This is a genomic window from Brevibacillus brevis (assembly GCF_022026395.1).
Lineage (GTDB): Bacteria > Bacillota > Bacilli > Brevibacillales > Brevibacillaceae > Brevibacillus.
On record NZ_CP041767.1, the window covers coordinates 380,185 to 393,451 of the forward strand.

Here is a 13,267-nt window from a genome sequence, read left to right on the forward strand (position 1 = left end):
TCCTACATGATCGTGTTCCTGTTTGTCAAATTAAGATAAAAATAAAATGAAAAACACGCCTGTACAAACAGTTGTCTTAGTGATAAACTTTTGTTTGTAAACGAGCTGTGAAAGCGTAACAAAAGAAAGGAGGATGACCGTGGAAAAAGACATGCAGATCCTTCATCATATCCGGCAAAATCCTTTTATCACGCAGCAGGAGCTGGCTGATCTGATTGGAATCTCACGTTCAGCGGTAGCTGGCTACATCGCACAGTTGACCAAACGCGGGGAAATCAAGGGACGGGCTTATGTACTTCGTGATGAAGGAATGATTGCTTGTATCGGTGGGGCCAACCTGGACCGCAAAGCACGCGGCAAGCAACAGGTGCGTCTACATTCATCCAATCCCGTAACGATTATGGAATCGTGTGGAGGGGTGGCACGGAATATCGCGGAGAACCTCGGTCGTCTTGGCTGCAATACGTCCCTCATTACGAGCGTTGGTGAGGACAAAGAAGGCGAATGGCTCTTGCAGGAGACGAAAAAGCACGGGGTGCACATCAGCCAGGTGTGGAGACTTCCTACACAGCGGACGGGAACGTATACGGCGCTTCTCGATATTGATGGCGAGATGGTTGTTTCCCTGGCGAACATGGATATTTACGATGCTCTCACACCGGAGATGTTTGCGGAGAAATGGTCGCATATTGCAGCAGCCCACGTGGTTTTCATCGATACAAACATTCCGGCGGACTGCTTGGCCTACATCATCGAACGCTGCCGGGAGGAAAACATCCTGCTCTTCGTTGACCCGGTCTCATCCATTAAAGCAAAGAAGCTCCCACAGCAATTGGACGGAGTAGAAGCGATTTTGCCGAATCGCGAAGAAGCCGAGCTGATGGCTGGCATGAAGATCACGACGATCGAAGAATGCGCCGAGGCTTGCCGCAAGATCAGGGAACGAGGCGTCAAGCACGTCATTGTGACCTTGGGCGAAGAAGGCATTTACTATCAATCCGAGGACGTTGAGGAGCATATGCTTCCATATCCAACAGAAGTAGTAGATGTAACGGGTGCGGGAGATGCGTTCGCGTCGGGACTACTGTATGGCATTGTAAACGGAGAGTCTTTCCAGAGAGCGTGCCGTCTTGGATTGGCAGCATCCGCTCTGACATTGCAAACAGAGCAGTCCGTATCTCCTCTATTAAAAGCAGAACAATTGGAAATGGCCGTAGAACAATTCGAAAAGGAGCGATAAGAGATGAAACAATATTTGACCTTTACTGAGGAAGTACGCCACGCATTGGAGAACAACCTGCCGGTAGTTGCACTGGAGACGACGATTATTTCGCACGGTATGCCATATCCGCAAAACATCGAAATGGCAAAAGAAGTAGAGCAAATCATTCGCGACAACGGTGCTGTACCAGCTACGATCGGGATCATGGACGGCAAAATCAAAATCGGTTTGTCTGACAGCGAGCTGGAGGAGTTTGCAACGAATAAAAACGTAGCAAAAGTAAGTCGCCGGGACTTCGCTTACATTTTGGCTAGCGGTAAAATCGGTGCGACTACAGTAGCCGCTACCATGATCGCAGCTGAGATGGCTGGCATCCACATGTTTGCAACTGGTGGTATCGGCGGGGTACACCGTGAAGGCGAAATCACTTGGGACGTATCTGCTGACCTGACTGAGTTGGCTCAAACAGATGTAGCTGTAGTATGCGCGGGTGCGAAATCGATCCTCGATATCGGCCGCACACTCGAATATTTGGAAACACAAGGTGTACCAGTTGTGGGCTACCGCACGGATGAATTCCCATCCTTCTTCGCTCGCGAAAGCGGATTTGGTGTAGACATGCGTATCGATACACCAGAAGAAGTCGGTAAGATGATGAATACCAAATGGGATCTGGGACTCAAAGGCGGTATGATTATCGCAAACCCAGTACCAGAATCCGATGCACTCAACCACCAGGAAATCGAGGCTGTGATCCAAAAAGCACTTGCAGAAGCAAAAGAAAACAACATTGCAGGTAAACAGGTAACGCCATTCATGCTCGATAAAGTGAAAAAGCTGACAGAAGGCAAGAGCTTGGCAACAAACATCGCGCTGGTGAAACACAATGCTGAAGTAGCTGCAAAAATCGCGGTAGCTTATCAGAAAGAAGCGAATCACGGTAAATAAGAGAGATTGAACAACAAAATAGTCAAAGAAAAACGAGCCGCTAGAATTGCTTCTAGGGCTCGTTTCGTTTATTTTACTCACTCCCACCAATGCTGCATTCCACGGACTCCAACATCCCACAGCTTAGCGTTTCCGGAAACGATAATGGTAATTTCGTTTACCTCGTTAAAAGGCAACTCCCTTAAAGCCTCTGCCCCTTGATAGGATTGTTCGTTTAACTGAGATATTTCTTGTCCATCTACGATGATTTTGGCTTCACCCGTTGAGTCTCCGTTGTCGGGAATGCCGAAATAGAAAGAAAGCCAGACATTTTCTTTGTTCCCCAGAATATAGGTGTATGTTTTGGTTGGTTCACCTTCACTGCTATACACGTTCATTTTCGGTTCTATTCGCTCACCTGCTACGGTGAAGCTTGGGAGGTTCTCCGTCATAGGTGTAGTTCCTGTCATTTCTTTCATAACCGTTAATGATTGGACAGGGCCTTCTCTTTTTTTGAGGATTTCAGAGACTACCATGACTCCAAATATAAGTACAACAATCGTTAGAGCCGAAGCAATGAGCTTTTTATAAGAAATATTTGAAGAAAATCCTACTCGATAGGCAACATAGCCAATGGCTGCACCTAATGTATTGGATATCACATCATTGATATCAAAGCTGCCAAGATACGTTAAAGCCTGAATCGTTTCTAAAACGAGAATCGCTATGACAAACAAGGATATGAACTTCCCAAATCTGACACGATACAACAGGGGAAATAATATTCCAAAAGGGATAAAAGCAGCAACGTTTCCGAAATCAACAATCCAGGAATAAGTTAGTTCCGGAAATTTAAGTGGTACTCCTTCTGGGACAAGGATAAAGGTATATCCTTCTACACTAGTTGCACCGTCGAGCCTGTTAAACGCAAAGAACATAAAAAATAAAATTAAAATCGTATAGCAGATGGTGCCAACTAAGATGACTTTCCGTGATTTCGTTTCCATCATTTCAATCTCCTTAAAGCAATTGTTTCTGAATGATTTAACTCTCAATAAATACGTAAGTGATTAGTTGTTAGTCACATCCTTCATTTCTCCCGGTATTTTCAGCACGTAACGCCCATTTAGAAAAAAAATGAAAAAAGCACTTGATATACCCTGAGGGGGTATTGTATAGTAAAGGTGTGATCAGGAAACAACGTTAGGGAAACGATACGATAAAATATACCCCATAAGGGTATTTGGAGGGATGATAATGAGTGCCAAAACAGCAGAGGCAACAGTCGCAATTTCAGGGATGACTTGCGCAGCTTGTGCACTGCGCATCGAAAAGGGCTTGGGAAAAATGGAGGGAGTCGAGACCGCCAACGTCAATCTGGCTTTGGAAAAATCCACAGTCGTGTTCGATCCAACGAAAACGAACATCGACGACATCCGCTCCAAAATCGAATCGCTCGGCTATGGCGTCGTCACTGACAAGGTGGAGCTAAACATCTCGGGAATGACATGTGCGGCTTGCTCCACACGGATCGAAAAAGGCTTGAACAAAACAGCCGGGGTTCTGAAGGCAAACGTGAACCTGGCGATGGAAACCGCCACTGTTGAGTACGATTCCTCACAGGTAAGTGTGACGGACATTATTCAAAAGGTAGAAAAGCTAGGGTATCAGGCCACTCGCAAGGAAGAAGGAAAAGAAGAAGAGAAAGTAGATCGTCGCCAGGAAGAAATCAAACGGCAGACCCGCAAGTTCTGGATTTCCGCGATTCTTTCGCTCCCGCTGCTCTGGTCGATGGTGAGCCACTTTTCCTTCACCTCATTTATCTGGCTGCCTGAAATCTTGATGAATCCGTGGGTACAGCTCGCATTGGCAACACCCGTACAATTCATCATCGGAGCACAGTTTTACGTGGGAGCTTTCAAAGCCCTTCGCAACAAGAGTGCCAACATGGATGTGCTGGTGGCTCTCGGTACCTCGGCTGCTTATTTCTACAGTTTATGGGTCGCGATCAACTCCATCGGTGCTCATGGTGGCCACATGCTGGAGCTGTACTTTGAGACCAGTGCGGTACTGATCACGTTGATCGTTTTGGGTAAACTGTTTGAGATGAAAGCAAAGGGGCGCTCTTCGGAAGCGATCCGCAAGCTGATGGGCTTGCAAGCAAAAACAGCCGTAGTCGTACGGGATGGCGTCGAAATGACCATTCCTGTAGAAGAAGTAAGACTGGGCGACGTCGTTCACGTGAAGCCGGGCGACAAAGTACCTGTAGATGGCATCGTCATGGAAGGACAGTCCGCAGTTGATGAGTCCATGCTGACTGGTGAAAGTATTCCGGTGGATAAAGCCGCAGGCGATACCGTCATCGGCGCTACCTTGAACAAAAACGGTTTCTTGAAGGTCCAGGCAACCAAAGTAGGAAAAGAAACGGCACTGGCGCAAATCATTAAAGTAGTGGAAGAAGCACAAGGAACAAAAGCACCGATTCAGCGTGTAGCTGACAGCATCTCCGGGATTTTTGTCCCAATCGTAGTAGGGATTGCTATTCTTACTTTCTTGATCTGGTACTTCTTCGTTATACCTGGCAACTTCGGTGAGGCTTTGGAAAAAGCAATTGCCGTACTCGTAATCGCTTGCCCATGCGCCCTCGGTTTGGCAACACCGACCTCGATCATGGCGGGCTCTGGACGCGCAGCTGAGCTGGGCATCCTGTTCAAAGGCGGGGAGCATCTGGAGACGGCTCACCACCTGGATACGATCGTCCTCGATAAAACAGGAACCGTAACCAAAGGCGAGCCAGAACTGACAGACGTCATCGCCATTGATATCGAAGAGCAAGAGCTGCTCTCTTTGGTTGGTGCCGCTGAGAAAAACTCTGAGCACCCATTGGCTCAAGCTATCGTTCGTGGTATTGCGGATAAAGGAATCACTCTGTCGGATACAGGTTCATTTGAAGCTATTCCTGGTTTTGGTATCCGGGCAACCGTCGCTGGCAAAGAAGTACTCGTCGGTACCCGCCGCTTACTGGAAAAACATCAAATCTCGTACCATGCAGTGTCTGATACCATGCTGGCACTGGAGCGCTCCGGTAAAACGGCGATGCTCGCAGTCGTCGAAGGCAAGCTCGCTGGCCTGATTGCCGTAGCGGATACGATCAAACCAACCTCCAAGCAAGCTGTTCAACGCATGAAAGCAATGGGATTGACTGTGATTATGATGACTGGTGACAACCGTCAAACTGCCGAGGCCATTGCCCGCGAAGCAGGAATCGATCACGTCATCGCAGAAGTCCTGCCTGAAGGCAAAGCCGCAGAAGTGAAAAAACTGCAAGAACAAGGCAAAAAAGTCGCGATGGTCGGCGATGGTATCAACGATGCTCCTGCACTCGCTACCGCTGACGTCGGTATGGCAATCGGTACAGGTACAGATGTGGCTATGGAAGCAGCCGATATTACCTTGATGCGCGGCGAACTGACCAGTGTCGCAGACGCTATCGAGATGAGCAAACTCACCATCCGCAACATCAAGCAAAACCTGTTCTGGGCATTGGCCTACAACACCTTGGGCATCCCGATTGCCGCAATCGGCTTCCTCGCTCCATGGCTTGCCGGTGCTGCAATGGCCTTCAGCTCCGTATCCGTCGTACTCAACGCACTGAGACTGCAACGAGTGAAGCTGTAATAACAGTAATAAGCGGCTTTGTCCGCCTTACCTATACAACATAAAATGCAAGGAGAGATTGATCATGACAAATATCACATTGAACGTAGAAGGTATGTCTTGCAACAAATGCGTAGCGCGCATTGAGAACACATTGAAAGATCTGGGTGCAGAAGGCAAAGTAAACCTGGCTGAAAAAAAGGTTGAGGTTTCCTATAACGAGAGTAACTTGACTCTGGATACAGTAAAAGAAGCAATCGAAGACCAAGGCTACGACGTCGTTTAATCATCGTGCCTATCCAAAAGCTCCTGCCTGATTGAGGCGAGAGCTTTTTTCTTTTTTGTAAAGAATTCGTAAATCGTTAATCAAACGTACATATTTCAACGGATGAACGAAACAAAATCGCATGAACACCTGATTTTACTTTTATCAAACCTTGTTAGGTGCTTTATATGGCCTTAAAAAAGGGGATTTAGAATGAAATCAAACAGAGAACACAGCAATGTCTGATAGTGAAACAGGAGGAATGGTCATGCTGGATTTGCATATGCACACGACTGCTTCTGACGGAAAGCTGTCACCTCGGGAATTACTCATAGAGGCCAAAGAGCGTGGTGTGAATTATTTAGCTATTACCGACCATGATACCGTGGATGGTTATCTGCTTGCCCGTGAGGATGCCGAACAGCTCGGCATACAGCTTATACCGGGAATTGAGTGGAATACAGACGGATCGGAGGACGAACTACATATTTTGGGGTACGGCTTAGATATATCCGATGCTCGTTTGCTTCATGTCATGGAAAGACGGCAACGGGAGCGTATCGAGTGGATCAATGAGATAGTTGTGGGCTGCAATCGACAGGGGCTGTCCATTTCTATGGAAGAGTGCATGGCACGGGCGAACGGCGGAGTGATGGTTCGCACGCATGTTGCCGAGGTCATTGCCGACCGGGGCTACTGCTCAACTCCCCAGTCTGCCTTTGAGACGTATTTGCGCAAAGGGTGTGCCGCTTACGTGCCCCGTCCTATCTTTTCTGCACGGGAAGCAATTGAAATTACCCATGAAGCGGGCGGAATTGCTGTACTGGCTCATCCTGGCATCTACCCTTTTGAGGTTCAGCTTGATGCGTTGCTTGAATACGGAATCGACGGCATTGAGGTATATTATCCGAGACATTCTGCAGCAAAGATGGCTTTTTGGGAGAGACAAGCCAAAGCCCATCATCTCATCCGTTCGGGAGGAAGCGACTTTCACGGTCATCGCTCACGCAACCCATATCCGGTCGGTAGCGTGCCAATCCCGGCAGAGGTAAAGGAGTGGTGGAAATGCTGTATGTTTCATCAACACTGATGTGGGCTTACCCGGTAGAGGCGGCTGTCTTGATTGCACGTCAATACGGATTTGCGGGTATGGAGGTATGGGCGGAGCACGTCTGGTGTTACCAAAGTGACCCGAAAGAAATCCAACAGGCGGCAAAACGAGCGGGAATGAAGCTGACCTTGCATGCAGCTAGCTGGGATTTAAATTTGTGTTCGCTGAATCATGGCATTCGCAAGCAATCCATTGAAGAAGTGAAGCGTTCCTTGACGCTAGCAAGTGAAATCGGAGCCAAAAGTGTAACCATCCATCCGGGACGAGTGACGCTGTCTCCCAGAAACCGAAGCTGGCATGAGCCGATTCTGATTGAGAGCGTGAATGAGCTGGCGTACGAAGCAAGGAAAAAAGACTGTATGTTGTCTATCGAGCACATTGAGCCTCTGCCGAAGGAAATGATCGTGACACCGCAAGATATGAATCAACTGAGAATGGCATTGGAATACCCGACGACAACCACGTTTGATATTGCTCATGTTCCTCTTTCCTGTTCCTTGTCGCAATTTTACAGCGAGCTAGAGGGGATCGATAAAATTCATGTGAGCGACGCTACGGCAACCAAGCTGCATGTGCCATTAGGAACAGGAGAGATTGATTTGCCAGGCATTTGGCCGTTGTTGTTTGAAGAAAAGAGACCCGTTGTTGTAGAAGGCTTCGATGATGCGAGGAGCTTGTCTCAGCTTAAGCAAAACATGGTTTATTTACGGCAAGAGGATTGTGTTTCATTTGGATAGGAGGTCCGTATTATTTTGAATATTCTCGTAACCAATGACGATGGAATTTTTTCAAGTGGAGTGCTTTGTCTGGCACAGGCACTTCAGCCCTTTGGCAATGTATCCATTGTCTGCCCGGATCAAGAACGTAGTGCGATCAGCCATGCCATTACGTTGAAATCGCCAGTCAAAGCAAACAAAGTAAACTTTTTTGAAACCTCGCTGGAAGCATGGGCCGTCAATGGCACACCGGCTGACTGCGTCAAGATGGCGATTGAGGTCATTCTCAAGGAAAAGCCAGATGTAATTGTATCTGGAATCAACCGTGGACCGAATCTGGGACGGGATGTCTTTTATTCAGGTACGATCTCAGCAGCGATTGAGGGGGCGATGTACCAGATTCCTTCCATCGCTATATCTCTCGCTACGCTGAAGCCAAACCCGAATTTTTCAATCGTCGAGCCGCTTGCCTACGAAATATTTGAAACCCTGCTCAGACACAAGCTCAGTCCCGAAACGGTTCTGAACATCAATCTCCCGTATTTGTCCAGGGAAATGGTAAAAGGAGTAGCAGTCACGCCGCTGGCAATGGATGTTCTGCGCTATCAATATGTGGGCTTGAACGATCCACAAGGGTATATGTGCTACTGGCTCTCCGACCACTTGAGTGAGCTTCACTTTGAGGACGAGGAGTCCGATTATTACAAGCTTCGCGACGGTTATATCACTATTACTCCTTTGCAATTAAACATGACGAATACTGCCATGAAGGCAAAAATCGGCAAATGGTTTCAAGGCGCGAAGCAAAGCACTTAGCTGTTAACCACTCATGATTTTTAGGAGGAATGAACAATTGAAACGTGTTCTTAGCCCAAAATGGACCCTTTCTTTATTCGCAGCCGTTGCTGTCTTCGGACTGGCAGCCTGCGGTTCCCAGCCTTCTTCCACATCACCAACCCCGGCGGCGAACACTGAAGCGACATCTGAGTCTGCCCCTGCCCCAGCCAAAATCGCAGGGTCGCTGAGCTTTTATACCTCCCAGCCAGATGCAGACGCGCAAGCATTGATCGAGGGTTTTTCGAAAAATTATCCGGAGGTAAAAGTAGAGCTGTTCCGATCCGGTACAGAGGAAGTGATGAGTCGCTTGCAGGCGGAGGCACAAGCTGGGCAGGTAAAAGCAGATGTGCTTTTGGTTGCGGATGCACCGACCTTTGCTAGCCTGAAAAAACAGGATTTGCTCATGCCGTATGCTTCGCCCGAGGCTAAGGACATTCCGGCGGAGTGGAAGGATGCAGAGGGCGCCTATACGGGAACCAAAGTGATGGCAACCGTTCTTGCAGTCAACAGCAGCAAGGTTGCCGCTCTTCCGGACAGTTGGAAGGTTCTGACCAGTCCGGAAGCCTCGAACAAAACGATTATGCCAAGTCCACTCTACTCTGGAGCAGCAGCCTATAACATAGGCGTACTTACTCGGCAGGCTGATTTTGGTTGGGACTACATAGCTGGACTCAAAGCAAACCAGATGACAGTCACTAAAGGCAATGGTGCCGTATTGAAAAGCGTCGCAGGCGGCGAGAAGGGATATGGGATGGTTGTGGATTACCTCGTAGCTCGGGCGAAAAAAGACGGCTCTCCAGTCGAGCTCATCTATCCAAACGAGGGTGTTCCTGTCATAACCGAACCAATCGGGATCATGAAAGCAACGAAAAATGCAGAGGCAGCAAAAGCGTTTGTCGATTATGTGCTCTCGGAAGAAGGACAGCAGCTTGCAAGCAGTCTCGGGTACACTCCGATCAGAAAAGGCATCGCTGCTCCGGAAGGGCTACGCGCTCAAGACCAGATCAAGGTGCTTTCTGCGAATACAGATGAACTTGAAGCGAACAGAGAGGCGGACAAAAAGAAATTTGGAGAGATGATGGGTGCAAAGTAACTGGCAAGCAGCAGTGTCCGAGCGCAAGATGGGGGAACGGCGAAAAATAGCCGTGCCCCTGTCGTTGGAAAAGGCGGCCACATGGATCGTGCTGGTGCCGGTCGCCTTCTTTTTTATGTATCCGTTGTGGAAGTTGATCGCTCTTAGTGTGCAAACAGAAGCAGGGATCGGTCTTCGATACTTTGCGGATGTGATCACACATGAACGCACGTGGAACGCTATCGGTCACAGCGTTACGGCGGCAGGAGCTTCTACGCTCATCGCGTTAGTCATTGGCGTGTCGTTGGCTTGGTTATGCGCCTATACAGACATACGCTGGAAGTCTGCCATTCATGTACTTGCCCTGTTGCCATTGCTGATTCCCTCGTACGTGATGACCTTGGCCTGGACACAACTGGCAGGTCCGCAAGGGGTATTGAACCGGGCAGCGAGCTGGCTTTATGGTGGGCCTTTGGAGCTGTGGGACGTCTATGGCTTGGACGGGATCATTGTTGTAATGGGTCTAACGCATTATCCGTTGGTCTACATGCTCACGCTGTCCGTTCTGTATCGGATTCCCAAAGAACTGGAATGGGCGGCTCATTCTTCAGGGGCTACGGCTACGACCGTATTTCGCAAGGTGACACTCCCACTCGCCTTACCGGGAATTGCAGGAGGCGGACTGCTTGCTTTTATTTCCGGACTCGATAATTTTGGTGTCCCTGCGTTTCTCGGGATCCCGGAAAATATCCCTTTATTGAGTACGTTGATTTATGAGGAGGTCATCGGATTTGGGCCGAGCGCTTTTGCGAGGGCATCTGTCTTGTCTATTTTGCTTGGCGTGATAGCATTGGCGGGAACAGGAGTACAGTGGCTCTTTTTGCGTAAAAGCCGGGTGGACCAGACCAGTGCCGAGGACAAATCGATTCGCCGTCACTTGGAAAGATATCGACGGGGTGTGGAGGTTCTTGTTGGACTCTTTTTGTTGGTGACGAGTGTGCTTCCTCTCTTGTCCATGGCAGCGAACGCTTTCATCAAGGCGTATGGGTTGCCTTTTGTTCCGCAAAATCTGACATGGAAGCATTTTGCGTTTGTATTGTTTGACCATGTTGGAACGAGAGCGGCCATCGGCAATAGCCTGATGCTGGCCTGCTTGACTGGCGTCTTGTGCGTGGTGGCTGGAACATGGTTCGCTTACTGGCGCATCCATCGGCCTTCCTTTATGGGAAAAGTAATGGAAGGGGCTGTCGCTTTGCCGTATGCTTTGCCCGGTATGGTGCTTGGTCTGGCGATGATTTTAACGTGGATCGAGCCGATTCCCAGCTGGCAGCCAGGAATATATGGAACGGTTTGGCTCATTTTGATTGCGTATGTGACTCGCTTTTTGATCTTGCAAGTAAAAAGCAGTACGGTCTCCATTATGCAGGTGGGCAAGGAAGTAGAAGAAGCAGCACGGATCAACGGTGGTCGATTTTGGACGAGGTGGTCTCGGATATTGCTCCCGCTCTATGCACCGGGAATGGCAACAGGCTTGTTTCTAGTGTTCCTGACAGCATTTACTGAATTGACAATATCATCGCTTCTGTGGTCATCCGGTTCGGAAACGATCGGTGTCGTTATTTTTAGCTTTGAGCAGGCGGGATCAACGACTCATAGCACGGCCCTTTCTTCGTTGATCGTAGTGGCCATCCTGCTGGCTTTGACAATGGGCGGTTTATGGAAACGATATTGGCAACGGAGGATACAGGGATGAACAGTGCAAGAGTGAAGGGCGTTTCCAAAAAATTCGGAGATGTGACGGTGCTCCACCATCTGGATCTACAAATTGGACAAGGGGAATTCGTTGCTTTGCTCGGGCCGAGCGGCTGCGGAAAAACGACACTGCTTAGGCTATTGGCGGGTTTTGAATCGCCTACCAGCGGAGAAATCTGGATCAATCAAGAGTGCGTAGCGGACCAGGCAAGAAGAAAGCCGCCAGAGGAGCGGCGGATTGGTATGGTGTTTCAGTCATTCGCACTTTGGCCGCATTTGACTGTCTATGAGAATGTCGTGTTTCCGTTGCAACATCAAAAGCACGTGCCTGCCGCTTACAAAGATAATCCAAAGGTACGGGTGGCACAAATGCTGGAGATGGTCGGTCTTGGAGGAATGGAAGAGAGATTTCCCAATCAGCTCTCTGGTGGACAAAAGCAGCGCGTTGCTCTGGCGCGGGCCATCGTGTTTAACCCTACGCTGCTTCTGATGGACGAGCCATTGAGCAGTCTCGATGCAGAGCTGCGTATGCAAATGCGCAAGGAAATCCAATTTATTCACCGCGAGCTGGGGACTTCCATCGTCTACGTCACACACGATCAGTCAGAGGCACTGGCTATGGCGGATCAGATCGTCGTAATGAAAGGAGGCAGGGTGGAACAAGCAGGTAGCCCGCAGGATATATACTATTCGCCCCAATCGCCTTTTGTCGCCAAGTTTGTGGGACGGGCTAACTTCTTAAAAGGAAACTGGGCTTGCCCCAATACCTTTCTGTTGGAGAGGCAAGGAGAGCCAGCGGTACCGATTGCTGTTTCCCGCGACTTTTCTTCCTTTCACGCTCAGCAAATATTGCCGGTTCGTCCCGATCAGTTGAAGCTCGCAGCGTGGCAGCAAGGAATGGAAGGCGTTATCGGAAAGGTATCTCATGTGCAATTTCAGGGGCGAGAACTGCTTTATTCCATCCGGGTCGGGGAGGATGACTGGGAGGTTGTCACGGACATCAGTCAGCGCTTTTCCTATGAGGAGCGTGTATGCGTAGAGGTTTGTGTATAAAAAGGGAAAGATAGCCAAGTGATTCTTCAATTGGATGAGCATGAACCATCTAAATCAATGCGACTCATTAAGAAAGGCGCTATTCTGTTTGATTCAACGAAAATGAACGTTCACAATAACTGGAAGCGAGCGTATAATCAAAGTCACAATCACGATCAAATAAGCAACAAAACACAATACGGCCTAGTTCCGATATTCTCGGAAGCGGGGGAACCAATCTTTTGGGGTTAATCCTGAGTGATCAGGAGGGATGAGGAAATGTCTTCTCTGCCATCCTACCCGTCAGCTAACCTCGTCGGCCAAAGCAGGGAAGGTCATGAATGGATAAAGTCTAGGCATATAATGCGCAACAAGGGGATTCCTTGCGGGCGTGTGATAGGTCGATACAGGCTTTTTCTTTGGGACCTTTGTTCTGGAGAAAAAGAATGGATCGGCCTATTTTTTATGGAAATACCGACGAGCAGCTTACGCCGATACAACGTGAAGGGAATGGTGTGGATCGCTGAGAGGCAGTCGGTACGACATAAACCGCTGACAATCGAAATCAGGAAGACAGAGTACAGGGAGTCCTGAAAATGGACGCCAGGTATTACGTAAGCCTGCGGATTTTCAACACGAGTAAACTCAAGCGTGCCTGCTTGGTTTTGCTGGAGTG

At 48.8% G+C, this 13,267-nt stretch carries 11 protein-coding genes and 1 riboswitch; of the genes, 10 read left to right on the plus strand and 1 reads right to left on the minus strand.

The annotated features are described in order from the left end of the window. The first annotated feature begins 139 nt into the window (after positions 1-139). Positions 140-1,240 carry a carbohydrate kinase gene (locus tag FO446_RS02165; protein WP_173611818.1) on the plus strand — a complete coding sequence of 367 codons (1,101 nt, stop codon included), beginning with the start codon at positions 140-142 and terminating at the stop codon, positions 1,238-1,240. A 3-nt stretch (positions 1,241-1,243) separates the two neighbouring features. Beyond that, the gene (locus FO446_RS02170) at positions 1,244-2,170 is read left to right on the plus strand and encodes a pseudouridine-5'-phosphate glycosidase (RefSeq protein ID WP_232774144.1); all 927 of its coding nucleotides are present in this window, start codon (positions 1,244-1,246) and stop codon (positions 2,168-2,170) included. Positions 2,171-2,247: 77 nt separating this feature from the next. On the opposite strand, the gene FO446_RS02175 is transcribed toward FO446_RS02170, so the two are convergent. After that, the gene (locus FO446_RS02175; protein WP_237899831.1) at positions 2,248-3,159 is read right to left on the minus strand and encodes a VanZ family protein; all 912 of its coding nucleotides are present in this window, start codon (positions 3,157-3,159) and stop codon (positions 2,248-2,250) included. 247 nt (positions 3,160-3,406) lie between these two features. Between FO446_RS02175 and FO446_RS02180 the strand changes: the two genes are divergently transcribed. The 8 genes from FO446_RS02180 to FO446_RS02215 all read left to right on the plus strand — a co-directional run bounded on the left by FO446_RS02180 (position 3,407) and on the right by FO446_RS02215 (position 12,612). Continuing rightward, complete coding sequence (locus FO446_RS02180) at positions 3,407-5,827, plus strand: heavy metal translocating P-type ATPase (protein WP_237899832.1); 2,421 nt, start codon at positions 3,407-3,409, stop codon at positions 5,825-5,827. A gap of 64 nt (positions 5,828-5,891) precedes the next feature. Then, complete coding sequence (locus FO446_RS02185) at positions 5,892-6,092, plus strand: cation transporter (RefSeq protein WP_173611821.1); 201 nt, start codon at positions 5,892-5,894, stop codon at positions 6,090-6,092. A 247-nt stretch (positions 6,093-6,339) separates the two neighbouring features. Continuing rightward, positions 6,340-7,161 (plus strand): PHP domain-containing protein, encoded by an 822-nt coding sequence (locus FO446_RS02190; protein ID WP_232774147.1) that lies wholly within the window; start codon positions 6,340-6,342, stop codon positions 7,159-7,161. Beyond that, positions 7,137-7,919 (plus strand): sugar phosphate isomerase/epimerase family protein, encoded by a 783-nt coding sequence (locus tag FO446_RS02195; RefSeq protein ID WP_221866687.1) that lies wholly within the window; start codon positions 7,137-7,139, stop codon positions 7,917-7,919. The genes FO446_RS02190 and FO446_RS02195 overlap by 25 nt, the downstream gene beginning before the upstream one ends. Before the next feature lie 15 nt (positions 7,920-7,934). After that, positions 7,935-8,714, plus strand: a complete 780-nt coding sequence (gene surE, locus FO446_RS02200; protein WP_137031257.1) for a 5'/3'-nucleotidase SurE — start codon at positions 7,935-7,937, stop codon at positions 8,712-8,714. 37 nt (positions 8,715-8,751) lie between these two features. After that, positions 8,752-9,828, plus strand: a complete 1,077-nt coding sequence (locus FO446_RS02205; protein WP_237899833.1) for an ABC transporter substrate-binding protein — start codon at positions 8,752-8,754, stop codon at positions 9,826-9,828. Continuing rightward, the gene (locus tag FO446_RS02210) at positions 9,818-11,560 is read left to right on the plus strand and encodes an ABC transporter permease (protein ID WP_229087899.1); all 1,743 of its coding nucleotides are present in this window, start codon (positions 9,818-9,820) and stop codon (positions 11,558-11,560) included. The genes FO446_RS02205 and FO446_RS02210 overlap by 11 nt, the downstream gene beginning before the upstream one ends. Further along, a complete protein-coding gene (locus FO446_RS02215; protein ID WP_221866686.1) occupies positions 11,557-12,612 on the plus strand; it encodes an ABC transporter ATP-binding protein in 1,056 nt (351 codons plus the stop codon). The genes FO446_RS02210 and FO446_RS02215 overlap by 4 nt, the downstream gene beginning before the upstream one ends. Before the next feature lie 170 nt (positions 12,613-12,782). Beyond that, a riboswitch (cyclic di-AMP (ydaO/yuaA leader) is annotated at positions 12,783-12,929 on the plus strand. Positions 12,930-13,267: the final 338 nt, after the last annotated feature.

Bases quoted from the DNA above. Each gene is read 5' to 3' on its own strand.
- FO446_RS02170 (WP_232774144.1), top strand. From the start codon at position 1,244: ATGAAACAATATTTGACCTTTACTGAGGAAGTACGCCACGCATTGGAG.
- FO446_RS02175 (WP_237899831.1), bottom strand. From the start codon at position 3,159: ATGATGGAAACGAAATCACGGAAAGTCATCTTAGTTGGCACCATCTGC.
- FO446_RS02180 (WP_237899832.1), top strand. From the start codon at position 3,407: ATGAGTGCCAAAACAGCAGAGGCAACAGTCGCAATTTCAGGGATGACT.
- FO446_RS02185 (WP_173611821.1), top strand. From the start codon at position 5,892: ATGACAAATATCACATTGAACGTAGAAGGTATGTCTTGCAACAAATGC.
- FO446_RS02190 (WP_232774147.1), top strand. From the start codon at position 6,340: ATGCTGGATTTGCATATGCACACGACTGCTTCTGACGGAAAGCTGTCA.
- FO446_RS02195 (WP_221866687.1), top strand. From the start codon at position 7,137: ATGCTGTATGTTTCATCAACACTGATGTGGGCTTACCCGGTAGAGGCG.
- FO446_RS02215 (WP_221866686.1), top strand. From the start codon at position 11,557: ATGAACAGTGCAAGAGTGAAGGGCGTTTCCAAAAAATTCGGAGATGTG.